The sequence below is a fragment of the Sphingobium sp. IP1 genome, from assembly GCF_002708645.1.
Taxonomy (GTDB): Bacteria; Pseudomonadota; Alphaproteobacteria; order Sphingomonadales; family Sphingomonadaceae; genus Sphingobium; species Sphingobium yanoikuyae.
In genome coordinates this window covers 1-19,983 of the sequence record NZ_NOIW01000037.1, presented here as the reverse complement: position 1 = coordinate 19,983, position 19,983 = coordinate 1, and the positions used below count along the sequence as shown (strand labels likewise).

Genomic DNA, 19,983 nt, shown 5'->3' with positions numbered 1-19,983 from the left:
GCGAAATGGGGGTTTGACGCAATGCGGACGATGAAGATCATGCTGGGCGCGCTGGCGCTGATGCTGGGCGTGCAGGGGGTGCATGCCAAACCCGCCGCGCCGGCAAGCCCCAAGCGGCTGGTGATCGTCGATGACGACATGATCGGCCTCAATGGCGTGCCGCTGCTGTTGCTGCAGAGCCCGGATGTCGAGGTGCTGGGCATCACCACCACCAGCGGATCGGTGTGGCGCGACACGGCGACCGCCTATGCGCTGCGCACGCTGGAGATATTGGGCCGGACCGACGTGCCGGTGGTGCCCGGCGCGACCTTCCCCCTGCTCAACAGCGCCGAGGCGACCAAGCGCTGGGAAGGCCAATATGGCCGGCTGGTCTTCAAGGGGCCATGGACCGATTACTGGCCGGGCGACACGATCCAGGAACATCCCGGATCGACCGATCCGACCAAGGTGCCCGACCTGCCGATCGGAAACCCCAGGACGAAGCCCAGCGCCGAGATTGCCGCCGCCTTCCTGGTGCGAATGGTGAAGGCGCATCCCGGCGAGATCACCCTGTTCGCGACCGGGCCGATGACCAATATCGCCATCGCCCACAGCCTGGACCCCAGCTTTGCCGCCAATGTGAAGGAAATCCTCTATATGGGCGGCAGCCTGGCCCCGCATCAGGTGCTGGAAGGGCCGTCGGCCGAGCAGTTCGCCCGCGAATTCGTCAACTCGCCGCGCCGCGAGTTCAACATCCGCTGGGATCCCGAAGCGGCGAAGATCTTTGCCCATGCGCCGTGGAAGAAGATCACGATGATCCCGGTCGATCCGTCCACCGGCACGCAATGGACCCGCACCTTCCTCGACGGGCTGAAGCCCGCCCATACCCCGCTGAGCGAGCTGTTCCAGACCGGGCTGGAGCCGGGCTATCCGATGTGGGACGAGATCGTCGCCATGGCCTGGCTCAATCCGGAGATCGTGACGAAGGACGAGACTTTGTGGGTCGATTTCGAGACCAGCCAAACGGCCGCCTATGGCGACACGCTGTCCTGGACGGAAGCCTATCGCCCGCATCTGGGCGAGCAGGCGCAGCGCGTGATCCTGTCGGTCGACCGGGCGAAGATGGAGGCGGCGATGGCGCGGCTCTATATGCGGCCCATCGGCAAGGCCGCTAAATAAGCGCTATTTCCGTTTCTTCTTCGTGCCGGGCCTGGCCTTTGCCTTGGGGCAGGGCCAGGCTTGCCGCGTGGCGGTGAAGACCAGGGCGGAGGCGGACTGGGCGCGCTTGTCCGGATTGGCGCGCAGATAGTCGACGGTGGCGCCCTTCAACTGGTTGAGCGTCACATCGGCGGGGATGCAGCTTTTAAGGCCATTCACCTCGCGCGTGGTGTTGAACGCATCGACCGCCCCGGCGACATAGCCGACGCATTCATAGCTTTTCTCGAAAAAAGCCTTGTCGGTGCGGTCGGCGGTGCAGCTTTCCAGCAGCGCTTCGCCGGAATAGAAGCCGGCCTGCGCGCTGCCCGGCGACAGGCCCGCCGCCGCAACCAGTATCAGGCCGCTTGCCCTCCGGATCATCATGCGCGTGGCTCCCGCCTTATGAGGATGCGTCCGCCTTCCGATAAGACTGGACATGCAGGGGAGGAAAAACCGCTTCGAGCGACTTTGTGTCCGGCAGCACATAGACATAGCCGCCCTTTTTCAGGAATTGCGGGCGCAAGCCGCGATTATAGAAGGCGATCGGCACGTTGATGCAGCCAAAGGTGATGCGATTATCGTCGATCGTCGGCGACAGCATGCGCTCGCGCCGCTTTTCCTTGGGATTGCCCTTGGGGATGGTGTGCATCGCGACCGAGGTCGCATAATCGACCCACAGCACGCGTTGCTTTCCCGCCGCCAGGCCGAATTTGGCGAGGAAACGGCCGGCCGGCGTGGTCTTTTCCGCCGGGCCGATCTCCGCCAAGCTCTTCTTGCCGACGCCCGGCGTGGCATCGTCTCCGGGCGCGATGCCGATCAGCACCGGCGCATCGGCCAGCGCCTTGCCCCCGGCATCGAACAGGAAGACATGGGCCGCCTGCTTGTCGACAATGGCATAGGGCAGGCCGTGATTGTCGCCGGTCGCGGCAATCCAGTCGATCACCCGGCGCGCATCCAGCGATCGCGGGGTTTCAGGCGCGGGCTTCTCGGACGCGGGCGCTGCGGGCGCGGCCGCCAGCGCGGGAGAGGCACCGAACAGCGCCAGCATCGCCAGCGCCCATGGGAATTTGTGCATGGAGGAGCATATCCGGGAATGGGGCCGGCGCCCCCCATGAAGCGGGGGCGCCGGCACAGGATCGGGACCAGCCCGACCGGATCGGTAGCTTGATCGGCTACGTGATCAGTTTCTGGCGCGCTTGGTCTTGGCTTCGCGCATCTGCTGCTCGACACCGTCGACGCGGGCGTTCAGCTGATCGAGGCGCTGACCGTTATTCTGGGCCTGACCGGCGGCCGACTGGGCCTGGGCCAGAGCCTGCTGCGCCGTGCCGTCGGTGGTCTGCAGCTTGGCGTCGAGCGCATCGACGCGCTGGTTCACGGTCGCCACCTGTTCGCGCACGAAGGATTTCGTGGCACAGCCACCCAGCCCCAGCGAGCCCACCAACACCATGGCAATGGGGGCTAATTTCATCGGGTGCGACATCATTTTCTCCTTATCATCTGCCCCCGCGCCGTCCCAAGCCGAGCCCGTTAACCATGACAATATGATTGGGCCTGAACGTGCATGTGGAGAGCCGAGTGGACGCGGCAGGCCTGCCCCGCCCTTCGACCAACGACCGGAATCGATCGACCGGCATCGGCGCGGATCGTTGAACGGATGCGCGATCGGGCGCATGCTGGCCCGCCTTCCATGAGGGGAAAATCCATGCGCCTGATGCTTGCCCTGGCCCTGAGCGGCCTTGCCCTGTCCACGCCGATCATCGCCCTTGCCAAGACCGATCTTGCCGCGGCCGTGGCCGATCCCAAGCGGCCCGCCGACGCACGGGCGCTGGACGAGAGCCGCAAGCCGGCCGAGACGCTGGCCTTCCTGGGCCTCAAGCCCGGCATGAAGGCGGCCGACATCATGACCGGATCGGGCTATTGGGCGGAGATCATGGCCGATGCGGTCGGCGCCAAGGGTAAGGTGACCGGGTTCGAGCCCAGCCAATTCTATGCCAGCGAGGAAGAGAAGCCCAAATGGGCGGCACTGGTCGCGCGCCGGCCGGAGGTCGACTGGGTGCGCTATCCGTTCGAGGCCTTTGCGGCGGCGCCCGACAGTTTCGACTTCAGCATCATCAACCTGAGCTACCATGATCTCTACTGGCAATCGGACAAATATGGCATTCCGCGCACCGACCCCGATGCCTTCGTGAAGACGCTCTATGCTGCGACGAAACCGGGCGGGATCGTCGGTATCATCGACCATGTCGGCCCGGCGGGCGACACCCGCGCCGTCGTGGACAAGCTCCACCGGATCGATCCGGCCGTGGTCAAGGCCGATTTCCTGCGCGCCGGCTTTGTGCTGAAGGCGCAAAGCCCGCTGCTCGCCAATCCCGCCGACGATCACAGCAAGCTGGTGTTCGATCCCGCCATTCGCGGCAAGACCGACCGTTTCCTCTACCGTTTCCGCAAGCCCAAATGATCCGCAGGATTTGAACGCAAGGCGCGGGATGACGCCGTGCCCCGCGCCGCCCATGCTGCGCGCCATGGACCTGACCGACCTTGACCTTCATGGCGCCGCGCGCCTGCCTGCCCTGCTTTCCCCGGACCAGTGCGACGCGATCGTCGCGCTATGGGACCAGCCCCATGCCTTCCGCAAGGAGGTGGTGATGGCGCGCCATGGCTATGGCCGGGGGCGCTATCGCTATTTCAACTACCCATTGCCCGAGCCGGTCGCCACGCTGCGCGAGGCACTTTATCAGCCGCTGGCGCAGGTCGCCAATCGCTGGGCGGCGATGCTGGGGAGCGATGCGCTCTACCCCGCGCGCCACGCAGATTTCCTCAACCAGTGCGCGCTCGGTGGCCAGGACAAGGCGACGCCCTTGCTGCTGCGCTATGAGGCGGGCGACTGGAATGCGCTGCATCAGGATGTCTATGGCGCGACCATCTTCCCGTTGCAGGCGGCGATATTGCTGTCGGAGCCGGAAGCGGATTTCACCGGCGGCGCCTTCATCCTGACCGAACAGCGCCCACGCATGCAGTCGCGCCCCGAAATGGTGCCGCTGCGCAAGGGCGATGCCGTGGTCTTCCCGGTGCGCGAGCGGCCGGTGACGGACACGCGCGGCGTCCACCGGGTGCAGATGCGCCATGGCGTCAGCCGACTCTTGTCCGGCATGCGCCACACGCTGGGCATCATCTTCCACGACGCCCAGAGCTAGGCGGGGTGGCGATACCGCCGCCCCGCACCTCTTGAATCAATCCAGCGCCGGATCCTCATATTTGAACGGATCGCTGACCGCCGGCTGGGTCGGCAGCGGCATGCGCGGCAGGGTCTTGTCGCTGTTCGCCGCCTGCAGCAGCATGCCGGCGAGGACGACCGCGCCCTGGCGCATATCCTCCGCCTTCAGATGATCGAAGGTATCGATGCCGCTGTGATGGACGCGGCTTTCATAGTCGAGCGGATCCTGGATGAACTGATAGCCCGGCACGCCGATCGCCTGCATATATTCATGGTCGGTGCCGCCGGTCGGCTGCGACACGACATTGCTAGCGCCCATACTGGCAAAAGGGCTGAGCCATTCGCGCAGCAGCGAGACGGCGGCGACATTGCGTTCGGCATAGAGGCCGCGCAGCTTGCCCGAGCCATTGTCGATGTTGAAATAGGCCTTGAGGTCCGCATAGCCGGGCTTGGGCGTGATCGGGAAACGGGTCTTGTAGCGGAAATACATTTCCTCCCGCCCCTGTTCCTCCTTCGGCCCCGGTGCGCGGGTGGCGAGATATTCGTCGACATAGGCCATCGAACCGAACAGCCCCTGTTCCTCGCCCGACCAGAGGGCGAAGCGGATCGTGCGCTTCGGTTTGATCCCGAGCGACTTGAGGATGCGTGCCGCCTCCATGATCATGGCGCTGCCCGCGCCATTGTCCGCCGCGCCATCACCCGCGACCCAGCTGTCGAGATGCGCGCCGGCCATGACATAGCCGGCCTTGGGGTCGCTGCCGGGGATATCGGCCAGGATGTTGTAGGCGTTGACGTCGCTGTCGTCGAAACGAACGTCGCTGTTGATTTCCAGCACCGGCGCCGGGCCGGTCTTGGCGAGGCGAGCGAGACGACGATAATCTTCCGCCGCGATCTCGACGCCGGGCAGCGCGGCCGTGTCGTTGACGCCGAAATCATAGCCCTCGCCATGCAACAGCTTGCCGTCGCGATAGGATTGACGCGCCCATCCGACCGCCCCCTCGGCCTTGAGGAAGGCCTCCAGCTTGCGGGTGAAGCTGAGGCGTTTCATCAGCCGCTCCAGCGACGCGGGATCATTTTTCGGCTGCTCGAACTTGTCGAGCTTCTCGATATCCTCGCCCTTGAGCCGCTGGAAGGCGGCCTCGTTCGGCTCGTCGCCTGTGCCCGGCAGCGACACCAGCACGATCTTGCCGGCGAGCTTGCCGCGCCAGGCGTCGAAATCGCGCTCCTTCTTCATCGGCGCAACGATGATCGGTGCGCTCAGCACGCCATTGGTCGGCGGCGTCCAGGCGATGGGGATGGCGGTGAGCTGGATCGGCCGGGGGCTGACCATCCTGACCGAGGAGCCGGCAATCCACCAGCCGCGACCGAAGCGAAAGCCCTGCTTGCGGACATTGGACAGGCCCCATTGGCGAAACTGGTCGGCGGTCCAGGCCTCCGCCTGCCGCATCTGCGGCGAGTTGGTCATGCGCCCACCGATATCGTCGGTCAGATGCTGGGCGATCTGCATCACCTGGCTGTGGTTCAGCCCTTCGTCGATGACGCGGTTGAGATCGTCGGGCTGCTGCGCGGCGACCGGGGCGGCCAGGCACAGCAAGGGCAGCAGGATGATGGAATGGCGCATATAATCCCCCTTCGTCCGGCCGTCAGGCGCGGCCGCGAAAGCCCGTCTATGCCCGACTGACGCGGGATCGCAAGTGAGGCCGATCACGCCCCGAATACGCATTTGTTGCACCATGTGACGCGCCGTTACACTTTGCGACAAAACTGTCTTTGCCTTGCCAGATTTTTGCGACAAGTGCGGCCTAAACGAGATCCTGTCAGGGTCCAGATTAGGGGTAAATTTCCGTGCGCCAGACGACGTCGCTGCTGCTGTTTTCACTGATGCTGGGCGCGGCGCCCGACGCGCTGATGGCGCAGGAGGCCGAGCAGAAGGAGCCGCCGGCCCAGATGGACGAGGGCGACGAGATCGTCGTGACCGGCGCGGTCCAGCGCGGCGCGGTGCCCGGCGACATCAAGCCCGAACAGCAATTGTCCCCCGCCGATGTCCGGGCACTGGGCGTCACGTCGATTTCCGAAATCATCACCGAATTGTCGCCGCAGACCAACGGCACGCCGGTCATCCTGCTGAACGGCAAGCGCATTTCCAGCTTCTCGGAAATTTCCGACCTGCCATCCGAAGCGGTGTCGCGGGTCGACATCCTGCCAGAGGAAGTGGCCCTGTCCTATGGCTATGCGCCGACGCAGAAGGTGGTGAACATCGTCCTGCGCCAGCGTTTCCGCGCGACCACGGTCGACCTGCGTGGCGGCACCACCACCGATGGCGGACGCGAAAATGGCCAGGGCGAAGTGGGCGTGCTGCGCATCCGGGGCGACAATCGGCTGACGCTGAACGTCAAATATAGCCGGGCCGACAATCTGCTGGAGAGCGAGCGCGGCATCAATGCCGCAGCGCCCAGCATGCCCTATTCGTTGGCCGGCAATATCACCGCGATCGACCGCGGAGCAGAGATCGACCCGGCCCTGTCGGCCGCCGCCGGCCAGACCGTGACGGTCGCCAGCGTGCCCGGCAGCGCCACCAATGGCGCCCCCGGCCTCAATGATTTCGTCGCCGGCGCGAACCAGACCAGCGTCAGCAATCTCAGCAAATATCGCACGCTCAGCCCCGCGACCGAGAATTTTTCCGCCAACGCGACCCTGGCGCGCGCGCTGGGCGGCGTATCGGCGACGATCAACGGCCGGCTGGAACTGTCCGACAATGATTCGCTGCAGGGCCTGTCGGCGGCCGCCCTCACCCTGCCCGGCGGCAATCCCTTCTCCGCCTTTGGCGACGATGTCCGCCTCTATCGCTATCTGGAGCAGGCCGGCGCGCTGGGGCAGAAGATCCGCGGCACCACCGGCCATGTCGGCGTCACGCTGAACGGTCGGCTGGGCGGCACCTGGCAATGGTCCTTCACCGGCAATGGCGACATTTCCGACACCCGCACCCGGACCGATCGCGGTGTCGACACCGGCGGCATCCAGGCCGCGCTCGACGCCGGATCGGCCAGCGTCAATCCCTATGGCGCCTTCACCGCCGACCTGCTGCAATCGCGCCTGACCGACCGCGCCCGGTCGCAATCGCGCGCGATCGGCGGCGACCTGCTGGTCAGCGGATCGCTGCTGACCCTGCCGGCCGGCAATGTCATGACGTCGGTGCGGGTCGGTGGATCGGCCAATGGCTTTGAAAGCCATTCGGTGCGGTCGGGCGTGGAACGCGGCCTCGACTATAATCGCGAGATTGCGAGCGGGCAGGTCAGTTTCGACATACCGCTGACGAGCCGGTCGAAGGGGTTCCTGGGCGCGATTGGCGATGTCGGCGTCAACATGAACGCCGGGGCGCAGCATCTGTCGGATTTCGGCACGCTGTCGACGCTGGGCTATGGCCTGCGCTGGCGGCCGGTGCCGGCAGTGCAGTTGCTGGTGTCGGCCAATCAGGACAAGTCGGCGCCGACCGGCACGCAGATCAACGATCCGGTGATTTCGACGCCCAACGTGTCGGTGTTCGACTATGCGACCGGCCAGACCGTGTTCGTCACGCAATTTTCCGGCGGCAACCCCGACCTGCGATCCAGCACGCGCGACCAGTTCCGCATCAACGCCCGGATCAAGCCGTTCGAGAAACCGAACCTGACGCTGACGGCGACCTATCTCAACAGCCGGACCAGCAACCCCATTTCCGCCTTCCCGACGCCGACGCCGGCGATCGAGAATGCCTTCCCGCAGCGCTTCATGCGCGACGAGGATGGTCAGTTGCTGAGCATCGACGGCCGGCCGATCAACTATCTGCGTTCGCAGAGCGAACAGCTGCGCTGGGGCTTCGACCTGTCCATCTCATTGAAGTCGCACATCCAGAAGGTGATCGAGGCGTGGCGCGCGGCCGGCGCCAAGCCCGAGGATCGCCCCAAGGAATTGCAGGACATGCGCGCTGCCTTCGGCAATCGCGGCCCGCGCGACGGCGCGGAGGGCAATCGCGAGGGCGGTCCACCGCGCGGTGAGGGCAATGACGGCGCGCCCCGCGGCGACGGCGACAACAACCAGCGCGGCAATGATGGCCCCGGTGGCCAGAATGGCGGCCAGGGTGGCGGCGACAATGCGCCGGGCGGTGGCGATGGTCCGCGCGGGCCGGGTGGCCCCGGTGGTCCGGGCGGCGGCTTTGGTGGACCGGGCGGTTTCCGTGGCCCCGGCGCCGGCCAGGCCGGCGGGCGGCTGACCTTCAGCCTCTATCATACCTGGCACCTGACCGAGAGCATCCTGATCGCGCCCGGCGTGCCCGAACTCAACCTGCTCGACGGCGATGCGGTCGGCTCCTCGGGCGGGCAGCCCCGCCACGAGTTGAAGGCGCGGGTCGGCTATGTGAACAATGGCATTGGCGGCCGGCTGGGCGTCGACTGGGAAAGCGGCACCCATGTCGATGGCGCCTTGGGCGGCAGTTCGCGGCTGGACTTTGCCAGCCTGGCGACCGCCAATCTGCGGCTGTTCGCCAATTTCGGCCAGATGCCCAGCCTGGTGAAGGCCCATCCCTTCCTGCGCGGCGCGCGCGTGTCGATCGGCATCGACAATATCTTCAACACCCGCCGCGACGTGACCGATGCAACCGGGGCAACCCCGGTCCGCTATCAGCCGGGCTATCTCGACCCGCTCGGCCGGACCGTGTCGGTCAGCTTCCGCAAGCTGTTCTTCTGAAAGGGCGACCGGCCGGGCGATGTCCGGCCGGTCGTCTGTGTCGCTATCCGGCCAGCGCGCGCGCCTGCGGGCGGAGCAGGGCCAGATCGATCGGGGCGGCGAACTCCACGCCCATGCGGTCCTCGCGCGACCAGCGGGTGGTCGCGTCGACGCTCTGCCCCTCCGACAGGTCAATCGCGAACTGCGTGCCTTCCGGCACATTCCACAGCCCCTCGATCATCGCGCCGGTGGCGGAGATGTTGCGGATGCGGCCATTATAGACATGGCCGTCATGATGGACGGCGACCGTGCGCAGCATCGCCTTGCGCTCGGGCCGGCTCGACTGGAAACCTTCGGACCGGGCGGAGACGCCATTGGCGCGCTGGCCTTCCAGCACCTGCGCGGCGGGCATCGGCCGGCCATAGATATAGCCCTGGATATGGCTGCACCCCAGTTGCCGGATCAGGTCCAGCTCGTCGCGGGTCTCGGCGCCTTCCGCGGTCGTATCCATGCCCAGCGCCTCGGCCAGGCTGACGATCGCCTTGATGATCGCGCTGTTGCGGCTGCCCCGGATCGCGGCACCGCGCACGAAGCTCTGGTCGATCTTAATCTTGTCGAACGGCGCCTTCTTCAGATAGCCGAGCGACGAATAGCCGGTGCCGAAATCGTCGAGCGCCAGCCGCACGCCCAGCCCTTTGAGCCGGGTGAACATGGCGTCGGTGCCGTCATTGTCGTTCAGGAACACGCTTTCGGTGATTTCCAGCTCCAGCCGTTCGGGCGCCAGTTGCGCGCTGGCCAGGGCCTGCATCACGGTGGTCGGGAAACCGGGATTGGCGAATTGCATCGCCGAGACATTGACCGCAACGCGGATGCCCGCGTCCCACTGCGCCGCGTCACGACAGGCGGTGCGCATCACCCATTCGCCGATCGGCGCGATCAGGCCGCTATCCTCTGCAATGGGGACGAACAATGCGGGCGAGATGGCGCCGCGCACCGGATGATCCCAGCGCAGCAGCGCCTCATAGCCGGTGATGCGCTCGGTCGTCGAACTGACGATCGGCTGATAGACGAGGTGCAGGCCATCCGCCGTCAGCGCATGGCGCAGATCCTGTTCGAGCTGGCGGCGATCCTCCGCATCGGCATGCATGTCGGCCGAATAGAAGCGATATACGCCGCGCCCATCGCCCTTCGCCTTGTAGAGGGCGAGATCGGCATTGCGGATCAGGGCATCGGCGGTGACGCCGTCTTCGGGGCAGAAGGAAATGCCGATCGACACGCCGATCACCACGCCCGTGCCCTCGATCGAATAAGGCTGCGACAGGGCGCTGATGATCGCCTGAGCCAGCAGGCCGAGCCGGTTGCGGTCATGGCGGCCATGCACCAGCACCTTGAACTCGTCGCCGCCCTGGCGCCCGACCAGCCCCTGATTGCCGACCACGCGCTGGAGCCGCTGGCTGACCTGACGCAGCAGCGCGTCGCCGGCCGGATGGCCGAGCGTGTCGTTGACGCTCTTGAACCGGTCGAGGTCGAGCATCATCAGCGCGCATTCGCCCTGCTTGCCGCGCGAGCCGAGCACCGCCTGCTCCAGCGCCTGCAACATCTGCACGCGGTTGGCGAGGCCGGTCAGCGAATCATATTGGGCCAGGCGCGTCACTTCCGCCTGGCTGCGCCGCATTTCGGTCAGGTCGGTGCCCGATCCGCGGAAGCCGTGGAACTGGCCATATTCGTTGAACACCGGTTCGCCCGAGATCGACCACCAGCGTTCCTCGCGGGCGATCGCAGCCCGCACCGCAATGTCGGCAAAGCCGGTCCGGGCGGAGAGGTGGAAGCCGAGCGTCCGCTCGCCATCGCCCTGTTGCCGGTCACCCTGCTGGATGATGTCGGTCAGCGACCGGCCGATCAGGCTGCCCGCTTCCACGCCCAGCGGTTCGGCCAGGGTGGCGGAGATATAGGTGATGTGGCCGTGACGATCGGTTTCCCAGAACCAGCCGCGGCCGGACTGTTCATATTCCTCCAGCAGCCGGTCGGAACGCTGCGCCTTGAGATCCTGCCGATGCTGTTCGATCGCGCGTTCGCGATCCGCCGCCGCCTGCCGCAGGGTAGCGATCGCCATCACCGCCAGGCAGCTGGCCAGCAGCCCCAGATGCACCATGCCCGCATGGGCGATGCCGGCCACCAGTAGCGCCCCCATGAAATAGCTGAGCCCCAGCAGGCGTCGGTCGCCGACGATGCAGACCGCCAGCAGCGCGATCGCCATTTCCGGCACGGCGGACGGCATCGCCACGCCATTGCCCTGCGCCAGCCACAGGCTGAAGATCAGTCCCGAACAGAAGAGCGCGGGCAGCATCAGCCAGTTCTGGACATGGGGGCGCAGATTGCGGAACAGCGCCCAGCGCGGCACCAGCATCAGCAGGCCATCGATCAGCACCACGCCGCACAGCAGGGCGCCATGTTCCGGCCGGGTGAAGGAAAGCATGCCGAGCAGCGCCGCAACGCACAGCTTGGCCAGCAGCATCAGTGGCCACAGGGCGGCGACATGGGTGAAGCTGCGAGACAGCCAGTTGGCGGCGACTTCCGTGCCGCTTTCGGCCAGACCCAGCGAAACCAGCAGGTTCGCGGTCCTGGCCGGCGCATCAGTATCTGTTTTGCGGACAATAGCCATGCCGATCGTCTAACCGACAAAGCTTGAGAAGCGATTACCCGCCGGGTCCGGGAGATTCCCTGATATTCAGCGATCTCCCGGCAAGACCGGTCAGACGCGCATCGGCATCAGAACGTAAAGCGCCGGGCTGCGATCATTTTCGCGGATCAGCGTCGGTGCGGCCGCATCGGCCAGGTGCAGTTCGACGATGTCGGTGTCGATCTGGCCAAGGATGTCGAGCAGATAACGGGCGTTGAAGCCGATATCGAAGCCTTCGCCCTGGAACGCGCCGGGCACTTCTTCGGCCGCTGTGCCATTTTCCGGGCTGGTGACCGACAGGGTGATCTTGTCCTTGTCGAGGCTCATCTTGACCGCGCGGGTCTTTTCGGTGGCGATGGTCGCAACGCGGTCCACGCCTTCCTCGAAGCTGCGCGGGTCGATCTTGAGCAGCTTGTCGTTCGCGGTCGGAATGACGCGGCTATAATCGGGGAAGGTGCCGTCGATCAGCTTGCTGGTCAGGATCGCGCTGCCCAAGCCAAAGCGGATCTTGCTGGCCGACAGGCTGACCTGAACCGAACCCTCGACCTCGTCGAGCAGCTTGCGCAGTTCGGCGATGCACTTGCGGGGGATGATGATGCCCGGCATGCCATCGGCGCCGTCGGGACGCGGCACGGTGACGCGGGCCAGACGGTGACCGTCGGTCGCGGCGGCCTTGAGCACCGGCGAACCTTCGTCCGAGACGTGGAAATAGATGCCGTTCAGATAATAGCGCGTCTCTTCGGTCGAGATGGCGAAGCGCGTCTTGTCGATGATCTGCTTGAGCGTTTCGGCCGGCAGTTCGAAGCTGGTCGGCAAATCGCCCTCGGCAATCACCGGGAAATCGTCACGCGGCAGGGTCGACAGGTTGAAGCGGGCGCGGCCGGCCTGGATCAGCATCTTGCCATCGGCCGCCTGCAGCGACACCTGGCTGCCTTCGGGCAGCTTGCGCGCGATGTCGAACAGCGTGTGGGCGGAAATGGTGGTGGCGCCGGCCTGTTCGACCTGGGCCGACACGCTTTCCACGACCTGCAGGTCGAGATCGGTCGCCATCAGCTTGATCGCGCCATCCGCCGATGCCTCGATCAGCACGTTGGACAGGATCGGAATCGTGTTGCGCCGCTCGACCACCGACTGGACGTGGCTGAGGCTCTTGAGGAGCGTTGCGCGTTCGATGGTGGCCTTCATGTCCCTGTTCTGTCCGTTCTTTTTGCGTCGATGGCGAGGATTCGGTCGAATCCCGGCGGCAATGATGGATGGTCCTTCATAACCGCTATGTCAGCGGCGGCAAGCACCTCGACGCGCTTTCGAAACGAAGCCGGGCTTGCAAATGACGATGGCTTGCGCTTTGCCCGGACCATGCGCCGCCTGCCCGCCCTGCTGATCCCGCTCGTCATCCTCGCCAGCCCGGCCATGGCGCGCGATTCGCTTGGCATTTTCGAAAGCTGGGGGGCGTTTCGCGATCCCGGCGCCGGCCAGAACGGCCCGCGCTGCTACGCCATCGCCATGCCGGTGCCGCGCCGCGCGGGCGATGCGCCCAAGGGCTTTGCCGCCGTCGGCACCTGGCCGCGCCAGCATGTCCGGGGCCAGGTCCATTTCCGCCTCAGCCGGCCGCGCGCCGCCAATGCGCGGGTCTCGCTCAGCGTCGGCGACCGCCGTTTCGCGCTGGTCGCGGGCCAGGCCGACGCCTGGGCCGCCAATCCGCAGGACGATGCAGCGATCATCGCCGCGATGCGCTCCGCCAGCAGCATGAGCGTGCAATCGACATCGGCCAAGGGCGGCGCCTTTGCCGACAGCTATGCGCTGCGCGGCGCGGCCACAGCGATCGACGCAGCTGCGCTGGGGTGCGCCCGTTTACGCTGATTGCAACGCCACTTTAAAAATCCGGCAAAATCGACTATGTGCGCGGCCATGCATTCCGCCGCCAATCCCATCATGCCGATTCCCGGCCTTATCGACCCTGTGCCCGTGCCCCGCGCGGTGACGCCCCGTGAGGACGGACGCGTCGACATGCTGGGCCTGACCCGCGCCCAGATGAAGGGCGTGCTGGAAGAAGCCGGACTCGACCAGAAGGCCGCCAAGCTGCGGTCCAAGCAGCTGTTTCATTGGCTCTATCATCGCGGCGAAACCGATTTCGAGAAGATGACCGACCTGGCCAAGCCGATGCGGCTGTGGATGGCGGAACGCTTCATCGTCGGCCGGCCGCAGGTGGTGGAAGCGCAGGTGTCGAACGACGGCACCCGCAAATGGCTGCTCCGTTCGGACGATGGCCAGGATTATGAAATGGTCTTCATCCCCGATGCGGATCGCGGCACCTTGTGCGTGTCGAGCCAGGTCGGCTGCACGCTCAATTGCAGCTTCTGCCACACCGGCACGATGCGACTGGTGCGCAACCTGACGCCGGGCGAGATCGTGGGCCAGGTCATGCTGGCACGCGACGCGCTGGGCGAATGGCCCAAGGGCAGCATGGCCAGCGCCAATGACGACGAGACGGACGAGGATTCGCAATATACGGCGGACGGCCGCATGCTCACCAACATCGTGATGATGGGCATGGGCGAACCGCTCTATAATTTCGATCATGTCCGCGACGCGCTCAAGCTGGTGATGGACGGCGATGGCCTGGCCCTGTCGAAGCGGCGCATCACCCTGTCGACCAGCGGCGTCGTGCCGATGATGGCGCGCGCGGCCGAGGAAATCGGCGTGAACCTGGCGGTCTCGCTCCATGCCGTGACCAAGGAAGTGCGCGACGAGCTGGTGCCGCTCAACCGCAAATATGGCATCGAGGAACTGCTCCAGGCCTGTGCCGATTATCCCAAGGCGAACAATGCCCGGCGCATCACGTTCGAATATGTGATGATCAAGGACAAGAATGACAGCGATGCCGACGCGCATGAGCTGGTCCGCCTGATCCGCAAATATAAGCTGCCGGCCAAGGTCAACCTGATCCCGTTCAACCCCTGGCCGGGCACCGACTATGAATGTTCGAGTCCCGAACGGATCCGCGCGTTCAGCACGATCGTGTTCGAAGGCGGCATTTCCGCGCCGGTGCGCACGCCGCGCGGCCGCGACATCATGGCCGCCTGTGGCCAGCTCAAGTCGGCGAGCGAGAAGAAGAGCAAGGCGGAACTCAAGCGCCTGGCCGAAGAGAAGCAAGCCGCACTCGGATAATCCGGGGACGACTGGCTGCGCGCATGCCGCGCGACGACAAGCCCCGCCCATACCGGCGGGGCTTTTCTTTTGGGGGAATGAGGATGACCGATAACGAGATCGATATGCTGGGACGCGGCTTTTGCGCCTGCACTTTGCCCAAAGCGCACTGGACCCACGGCGCCCATTTCGCGACCGCGCTGTGGCTGATCCTCCGCCGACCCGATGTTGACGCCGAAATTGACATGCCCGGCATGATCCGCCGCTACAATGAAAGCGTCGGCGGGGTGAACAGCGACACGAGCGGCTATCATGAGACCATCACCCAGGCATCGCTGCACATGGCCCGGCAGTTGCTGGCCGGCCTGCCCGCCGATGTGACGCCGGCCGCAGCCTATGCGGCGCTGATGGCGTCGCCGCTGGGCGACAAGGACTGGCCCTTCACCTACTGGACGCGCGAGACGCTGATGAGCCCGGCCGCGCGCCGGGCCTGGGTCGCGCCCGATCGGGCGCCGCTGCCGGCATAAAAAAAGGGCGGCCCGAACGGACCGCCCTTCCCCATATTCCGATCGAGAGGGATCAGAAACGGAAGCCGATGCCGACGACGCCAGCGTCACGGCCACCGAAATTGTCTTCATACTCGGTGCGCTGATATTCGGCCGAGATGTAGGTGTTCGGGGTCACCGAATATTCCAGGCCACCGCCGTAACGCACGCCTTCCAGCGAGGTGTGGGCGCCAGCGGCTTCGATGCGGCTCGAAGCGTAGCCGACCTTGCCGAACGCCAGGATCTGCGGGGTCACGACATAGCCGAGACGGACCGAAGCGGCGAGGTCGCGGCTGGCGTCGAAGCCCTGGCCGTCGACGGTCGAGTCACCGAACGACACTTCCGGACCGAAGGTCACGCGGTTGGCAACGGCGAGGTCGTAGCCGGCGGTCACGCCGTAGCTGAAACCGTCTTCGCCCTGCGCCTTGTCAAAGCCCATGGTGACGCCAGCGCGCGGACCGGTGAACGGCGCAGCATCCTGAGCGAAAGCGGGGGCCGAAACAGCGGCGGCAGCAGCAATCGCTGCGAAAATCACAGTCTTCATAAAGTCCTCGATATTTATTATGACGCTACGACTTAATTGTTCATCTAGCGTTCAGGTTTGATGCTAGGAAAATATGAAATAGAGTCACACTTCCTCCTGCTTATTCTTCTCCGAGACTTCGGAGAGAAACTGCCCCCTCTGCATCATGAGAGCGCAGTGGCCATCTAGGATCGCCAAACTCACTTGCAAAGGGGCAAGGCCTTTATTTCAATCAATTTCAGGGCTTGTGTTGCAAAAGTGTGACAACGCGACTGCAGCACGACCGGCCGCAAAAAGGGGACGGCCCGACCGCCGCCCCCTTCGCGAAAGCCCCGGTTTCCGGGCGATCAGAAGCGCAGGCCGATGCCCGTCACCAACTGGTGGCGCGACACGCCTGCCTCATAATCGGAATAGCGATATTCGCCCTTGAGAAAGAGCTTTTCGGCGATCCGATATTCCAGACCCGCGCCCAGCCGCAGCCCGTCGCCATTGTCGCCGCCACGGATCAGGCCGCCTTCGCCGTCACTGGCTGCATATTCCATCCGGGCATTGCTGTAGCCTGCCTTCACATAGGCGAGCGCCTTGCTGCCAAGCGGCACGCCGATCCGCCCGCCGACATAAAGATCGCGGTCGGTCTCGCTCTTGCCGCCGGCGACATGCAGGCGGGTTGTGGAATCGGAAATCTCGCCCTCGATGCCCAGGATCAGGCCGCCCAGGGCAAAGTTATAACCGGCGTTGAGGCCATAGAGGAGGCCGTCGGCCGATTTGACGCCCTTGGCATCGACCACATCATAGCCGGTGATGATTTCGGCATGGGCACCCGTGAAATGGGCATAATCCTGCGCAAAGGCAGGCGCCGAAACAAAACATAGAACAGCCGAAGCGATGAAAAACGTGATACTCTTCATATTACCCATCCAATATCTGCGTCGAAGCGCCGAAAATCGTGACAGGCGACCTTATTTATACTCCCGTTTCGTGGAGTAATTTTATCAATTCAAATTTCTGTACGAAAATTCTTTGAAGTCGACTTCATCAGTCCCTTGCAGGGCCAGCCGTTGATCGCAATCGCACGGCGCGCACCATGGCCATTCGACCAACGACCGGCCTGGACATGCGAACGACCGCGATGCGGCTGGATATTTCGACGAAAGACAATAGGGTCATGGCCATGGAGCCGCCTTACGCCCCAGGGGACATGGTCCGCCGCCACCGCCTGACCACCCGGCTGTGGCACTGGCTGAATGCGCTGCTGCTCTATATCCTCTTCACCTCCGGCCTTGGCATCTTCAACGCCCATCCCCGCCTCTATTGGGGGCAATATGGCGCCAATTTCGATCATGCCTGGCTGGAGCTGGACCGATTCCCCGGCTGGATCACCCTGCCCGCCCTCTATAATCTGGCGCTATCCCGCCATTGGCACCTGACCGCCGCGCCGATCTTCGCCTTCGCGCTGCTCTTCTACATGCTCTGGGGTCTGGCGGGCGGCCATATCGCCCGTGACCTGGCCTTTCGCCGGGGCGAACTGGCGCCGCGCCATGTCTGGCAGGACATAAGGGACCATGCCCGGCTGCGCTTCCCCAGCGGCGCCGCGGCGCTGCGCTACAATGTGCTGCAGAAGGCGAGCTATATCGCCGTCCTCTTCATCGCCCTGCCGCTGCTGATCCTGACCGGCCTTACCATGTCGCCCGGCATGAACGCCGCCTGGCCCTGGCTGGTCGACCTGTTCGGCGGGCGCCAGTCGGCCCGGTCGATCCATTTCCTGACCGCCTTCGCGCTGGTCGCCTTCTTCCTGGTCCATATGCTGATGGTGCTGCTGGCCGGCCCGGTGAACGAGATAGGATCGATGATCACCGGCCGCTATCGCCTCCCTGAGGACCGGCCATGATCCTGACCCGCCGCACCCTGCTGCTGGGCGCAACCGCGACGCTGGCGGGATGCGACCGGATCGCGCGCCAGCCGCTGGCCCGCGACATCCTCTTTTCCGCCGACAATTTTCATCAATGGGCGCAGCGCACAATCATGGCGCGCGACGCACTGGCGCAGGAATTCCGGCCCGATCAGATTTCGCCCTTCTTCCGCGCGAACGGCACCGCCAACCCCAACACCCCGGCCTACAAGGCGCTGTGGCGCAACGGCTTTGCCGACTGGCGGCTGCGCATCGACGGACTGGTCGCCCGGCCCCTGTCGCTTTCGCTGTCGCAATTGCACGCCCTGCCCCATCGCGAGCAGATCACCCGCCATGACTGTGTCGAGGGGTGGAGCGCGATCGGCAAATGGCGCGGCGTGCCGTTGAAGCTGCTGCTCGACGGCGCGGGGCTGCGCGATCGCGCCCGCTATATCGTGTTCCACTGCGCCGACGACATGGGCGGCGGCACCGCTTATTATGAGAGCATCGACCTGATCGATGCCTTCCATCCCCAGACCATCCTCGCCTTCGCGCTCAACGACCGGCCGCTGAGCGTCGCCAATGGCGCGCCGTTGCGGCTGCGGGTGGAGCGGCAACTGGGCTATAAGCAGGCCAAATATCTGATGCGGATCGAGGCGGTCGAGAGCCTATTGTCCATCGGTCGGGGCAAGGGCGGTTTTTGGGAAGACCGCGCCAATTATGATTGGTATGCAGGCATTTGACGGCCGCGTAACGAGAAGGACCAGCCTGCTCCATGAAGATTTTCGACCGCGTTCTGAGACGTCTTGTCACCAAGGGTCAGTTGACCGTTTTCTATGCCGACGGCCGTAGCGTTACCGTCGGTTCGCCCGATCCCGACCTGCCCCCGCTGGCGCTGCGCTTCCTCGACAAGCGCGTGCCCCTCGACATCGTCAAGGATCCGCGCCTGGGCATGGCCGAGGCCTATATCGATGGCCGGGTGGCGATCGAGGGCGGCGGCATCATGGAGTTCGTGTCCATGATCCGCCAGAACAACGCCTGGGAAAATGGCAAGTCGATCGATGCCAAGGGGCCGGTGCAGCGCGCGCTGAAGACGGTGCGCCGCAAGTTGTGGAAGGCCAATCATCGCAGCCGGTCCAAGGCCAATGTCGCCCATCATTATGACCTGTCGGGCGCGCTCTACGCCCTCTTCCTCGACCGTGACCGGCAATATAGCTGCGCCTATTTCCCCGATGCGGAGAATGAGGCCGGGATCAGCCTGGAGCAGGCGCAGGAAGACAAGAAGGCGCATATCGCCGCCAAGCTCTACCTGAAGCCGGGCATGAAGGTGCTGGACATCGGCTGCGGCTGGGGCGGCATGGCGCTGTATCTGCACAAGCATTTCGGTGTCGACGTCACCGGCATCACCCTGTCGGAAGAGCAGTTGAAGGTTGCGCGCCAGAGGGCGATTGACGCCGGCGTGGCCGACCATGTGCAGTTCGAGCTGATCGACTATCGCGACATTGAAGGGCCGTTCGACCGGATCGTGTCGGTCGGCATGTTCGAACATGTCGGCACCGCCGACTATCGCGTCTTCTACAACAAGTGTCGCGACCTGCTGACGCCCGACGGCGTGATGCTGATCCACACCATCGGCCGGGTCGATGGCCCCGGCATCACCGATACCTTCACCACCAAATATATCTTCCCCGGCGGCTATATCCCCGCTTTGTCGGAAATGGTGGCGGGCAGCGAAGGCACGCGGCTGATGATCACCGACGTGGAAGTGCTGCGCATCCATTATGGCCTGACCATCCGCGACTGGTACAAACGGACCATGGCGCACAAGGCGGATATCGTCGCCCTCTATGACGAGCGTTTCTTCCGCCTGTGGACCTTCTATCTGGCGGGCGCGGCGACCGTGTTCGAACATGGGTCGATGGTCAATTTCCAGGTCCAATATGTGCGCGACCGCCGCGCGCTGCCGATCACCCGCGACTATATGATCGAGGCAGAAACGGCGCTGCGGGGGCGCTGAAACACCACCGCGCACCGACGATGCGAGGCAGAATTGCGACCGTCCGGGCGGGCTGAACAAAGCCTGTCAGCCCCGTTCCCGGACGGTTCAGT

At 64.9% G+C, this 19,983-nt stretch carries 18 protein-coding genes; 10 read left to right on the top strand and 8 right to left on the bottom strand.

Going from position 1 to position 19,983, the window contains the following annotated elements; genetic code table 11:
• Positions 1-21: 21 nt before the first annotated feature.
• Positions 22-1,158, top strand: coding sequence for a nucleoside hydrolase (locus CG471_RS14405; RefSeq protein ID WP_099232286.1), 1,137 nt, complete (start codon positions 22-24; stop codon positions 1,156-1,158).
• Positions 1,159-1,161: 3 nt separating this feature from the next.
• Here CG471_RS14405 and CG471_RS14400 read toward each other — a convergent pair whose 3' ends face one another.
• The 3 genes from CG471_RS14400 to CG471_RS14390 form a co-directional block, all read right to left on the bottom strand.
• Positions 1,162-1,560, bottom strand: a complete 399-nt coding sequence (locus CG471_RS14400; RefSeq protein WP_099232285.1) for a Rap1a/Tai family immunity protein — start codon at positions 1,558-1,560, stop codon at positions 1,162-1,164.
• A 16-nt stretch (positions 1,561-1,576) separates the two neighbouring features.
• The gene (locus CG471_RS14395) at positions 1,577-2,251 is read right to left on the bottom strand and encodes a hypothetical protein (RefSeq protein ID WP_099232284.1); all 675 of its coding nucleotides are present in this window, start codon (positions 2,249-2,251) and stop codon (positions 1,577-1,579) included.
• Positions 2,252-2,356: 105 nt separating this feature from the next.
• Positions 2,357-2,656 carry a hypothetical protein gene (locus CG471_RS14390; RefSeq protein WP_004209889.1) on the bottom strand — a complete coding sequence of 100 codons (300 nt, stop codon included), beginning with the start codon at positions 2,654-2,656 and terminating at the stop codon, positions 2,357-2,359.
• Between the two features lie 222 nt (positions 2,657-2,878).
• Here CG471_RS14390 and CG471_RS14385 point away from each other — a divergent pair, with 222 nt between their 5' ends.
• The gene (locus CG471_RS14385; protein WP_099232283.1) at positions 2,879-3,634 is read left to right on the top strand and encodes a class I SAM-dependent methyltransferase; all 756 of its coding nucleotides are present in this window, start codon (positions 2,879-2,881) and stop codon (positions 3,632-3,634) included.
• Between the two features lie 28 nt (positions 3,635-3,662).
• Entirely contained in the window at positions 3,663-4,370 is a 708-nt protein-coding gene (locus CG471_RS14380) for a 2OG-Fe(II) oxygenase (RefSeq protein WP_099232282.1), read from the top strand.
• A 36-nt stretch (positions 4,371-4,406) separates the two neighbouring features.
• On the opposite strand, the gene CG471_RS14375 is transcribed toward CG471_RS14380, so the two are convergent.
• On the bottom strand, positions 4,407-6,011 hold the full coding sequence (locus CG471_RS14375; protein ID WP_099232281.1) for a M20/M25/M40 family metallo-hydrolase: 1,605 nt from the start codon (positions 6,009-6,011) through the stop codon (positions 4,407-4,409).
• A gap of 224 nt (positions 6,012-6,235) precedes the next feature.
• Here CG471_RS14375 and CG471_RS14370 point away from each other — a divergent pair, with 224 nt between their 5' ends.
• Entirely contained in the window at positions 6,236-9,112 is a 2,877-nt protein-coding gene (locus CG471_RS14370) for a TonB-dependent receptor (RefSeq protein ID WP_099232280.1), read from the top strand.
• 43 nt (positions 9,113-9,155) lie between these two features.
• On the opposite strand, the gene CG471_RS14365 is transcribed toward CG471_RS14370, so the two are convergent.
• Both CG471_RS14365 and dnaN read right to left on the bottom strand, forming a co-directional pair.
• The gene (locus CG471_RS14365) at positions 9,156-11,753 is read right to left on the bottom strand and encodes an EAL domain-containing protein (protein ID WP_099232279.1); all 2,598 of its coding nucleotides are present in this window, start codon (positions 11,751-11,753) and stop codon (positions 9,156-9,158) included.
• Between the two features lie 90 nt (positions 11,754-11,843).
• Positions 11,844-12,956, bottom strand: a complete 1,113-nt coding sequence (gene dnaN, locus CG471_RS14360; RefSeq protein WP_004209883.1) for a DNA polymerase III subunit beta — start codon at positions 12,954-12,956, stop codon at positions 11,844-11,846.
• A 171-nt stretch (positions 12,957-13,127) separates the two neighbouring features.
• Between dnaN and CG471_RS14355 the strand changes: the two genes are divergently transcribed.
• The 3 genes from CG471_RS14355 to CG471_RS14345 all read left to right on the top strand — a co-directional run bounded on the left by CG471_RS14355 (position 13,128) and on the right by CG471_RS14345 (position 15,445).
• A complete protein-coding gene (locus CG471_RS14355; protein WP_026108758.1) occupies positions 13,128-13,631 on the top strand; it encodes a hypothetical protein in 504 nt (167 codons plus the stop codon).
• A gap of 48 nt (positions 13,632-13,679) precedes the next feature.
• On the top strand, positions 13,680-14,939 hold the full coding sequence (gene rlmN, locus CG471_RS14350; protein WP_004209881.1) for a 23S rRNA (adenine(2503)-C(2))-methyltransferase RlmN: 1,260 nt from the start codon (positions 13,680-13,682) through the stop codon (positions 14,937-14,939).
• An 83-nt stretch (positions 14,940-15,022) separates the two neighbouring features.
• Positions 15,023-15,445, top strand: a complete 423-nt coding sequence (locus CG471_RS14345; protein ID WP_099232278.1) for a hypothetical protein — start codon at positions 15,023-15,025, stop codon at positions 15,443-15,445.
• A gap of 52 nt (positions 15,446-15,497) precedes the next feature.
• Here the strand turns inward: CG471_RS14345 and CG471_RS14340 are convergent, their stop codons facing one another.
• A complete protein-coding gene (locus CG471_RS14340; protein WP_004209879.1) occupies positions 15,498-16,007 on the bottom strand; it encodes an outer membrane protein in 510 nt (169 codons plus the stop codon).
• Positions 16,008-16,333: 326 nt separating this feature from the next.
• The gene (locus tag CG471_RS14335) at positions 16,334-16,894 is read right to left on the bottom strand and encodes an outer membrane protein (RefSeq protein WP_099232277.1); all 561 of its coding nucleotides are present in this window, start codon (positions 16,892-16,894) and stop codon (positions 16,334-16,336) included.
• Positions 16,895-17,157: 263 nt separating this feature from the next.
• Between CG471_RS14335 and CG471_RS14330 the strand changes: the two genes are divergently transcribed.
• Genes CG471_RS14330 through CG471_RS14320 form a run of 3 tightly spaced genes read left to right on the top strand, consistent with a single transcriptional unit; the run spans position 17,158 to position 19,891 of the window.
• On the top strand, positions 17,158-17,874 hold the full coding sequence (locus CG471_RS14330) for a cytochrome b/b6 domain-containing protein (RefSeq protein WP_099232304.1): 717 nt from the start codon (positions 17,158-17,160) through the stop codon (positions 17,872-17,874).
• Positions 17,871-18,617: a molybdopterin-binding protein gene (locus tag CG471_RS14325; RefSeq protein WP_099232276.1), complete on the top strand. Its 747-nt coding sequence runs from the start codon at positions 17,871-17,873 to the stop codon at positions 18,615-18,617. The genes CG471_RS14330 and CG471_RS14325 overlap by 4 nt, the downstream gene beginning before the upstream one ends.
• A 32-nt stretch (positions 18,618-18,649) precedes the next feature.
• A complete protein-coding gene (locus CG471_RS14320; RefSeq protein WP_099232275.1) occupies positions 18,650-19,891 on the top strand; it encodes a cyclopropane-fatty-acyl-phospholipid synthase family protein in 1,242 nt (413 codons plus the stop codon).
• Positions 19,892-19,983 lie beyond the last annotated feature (92 nt).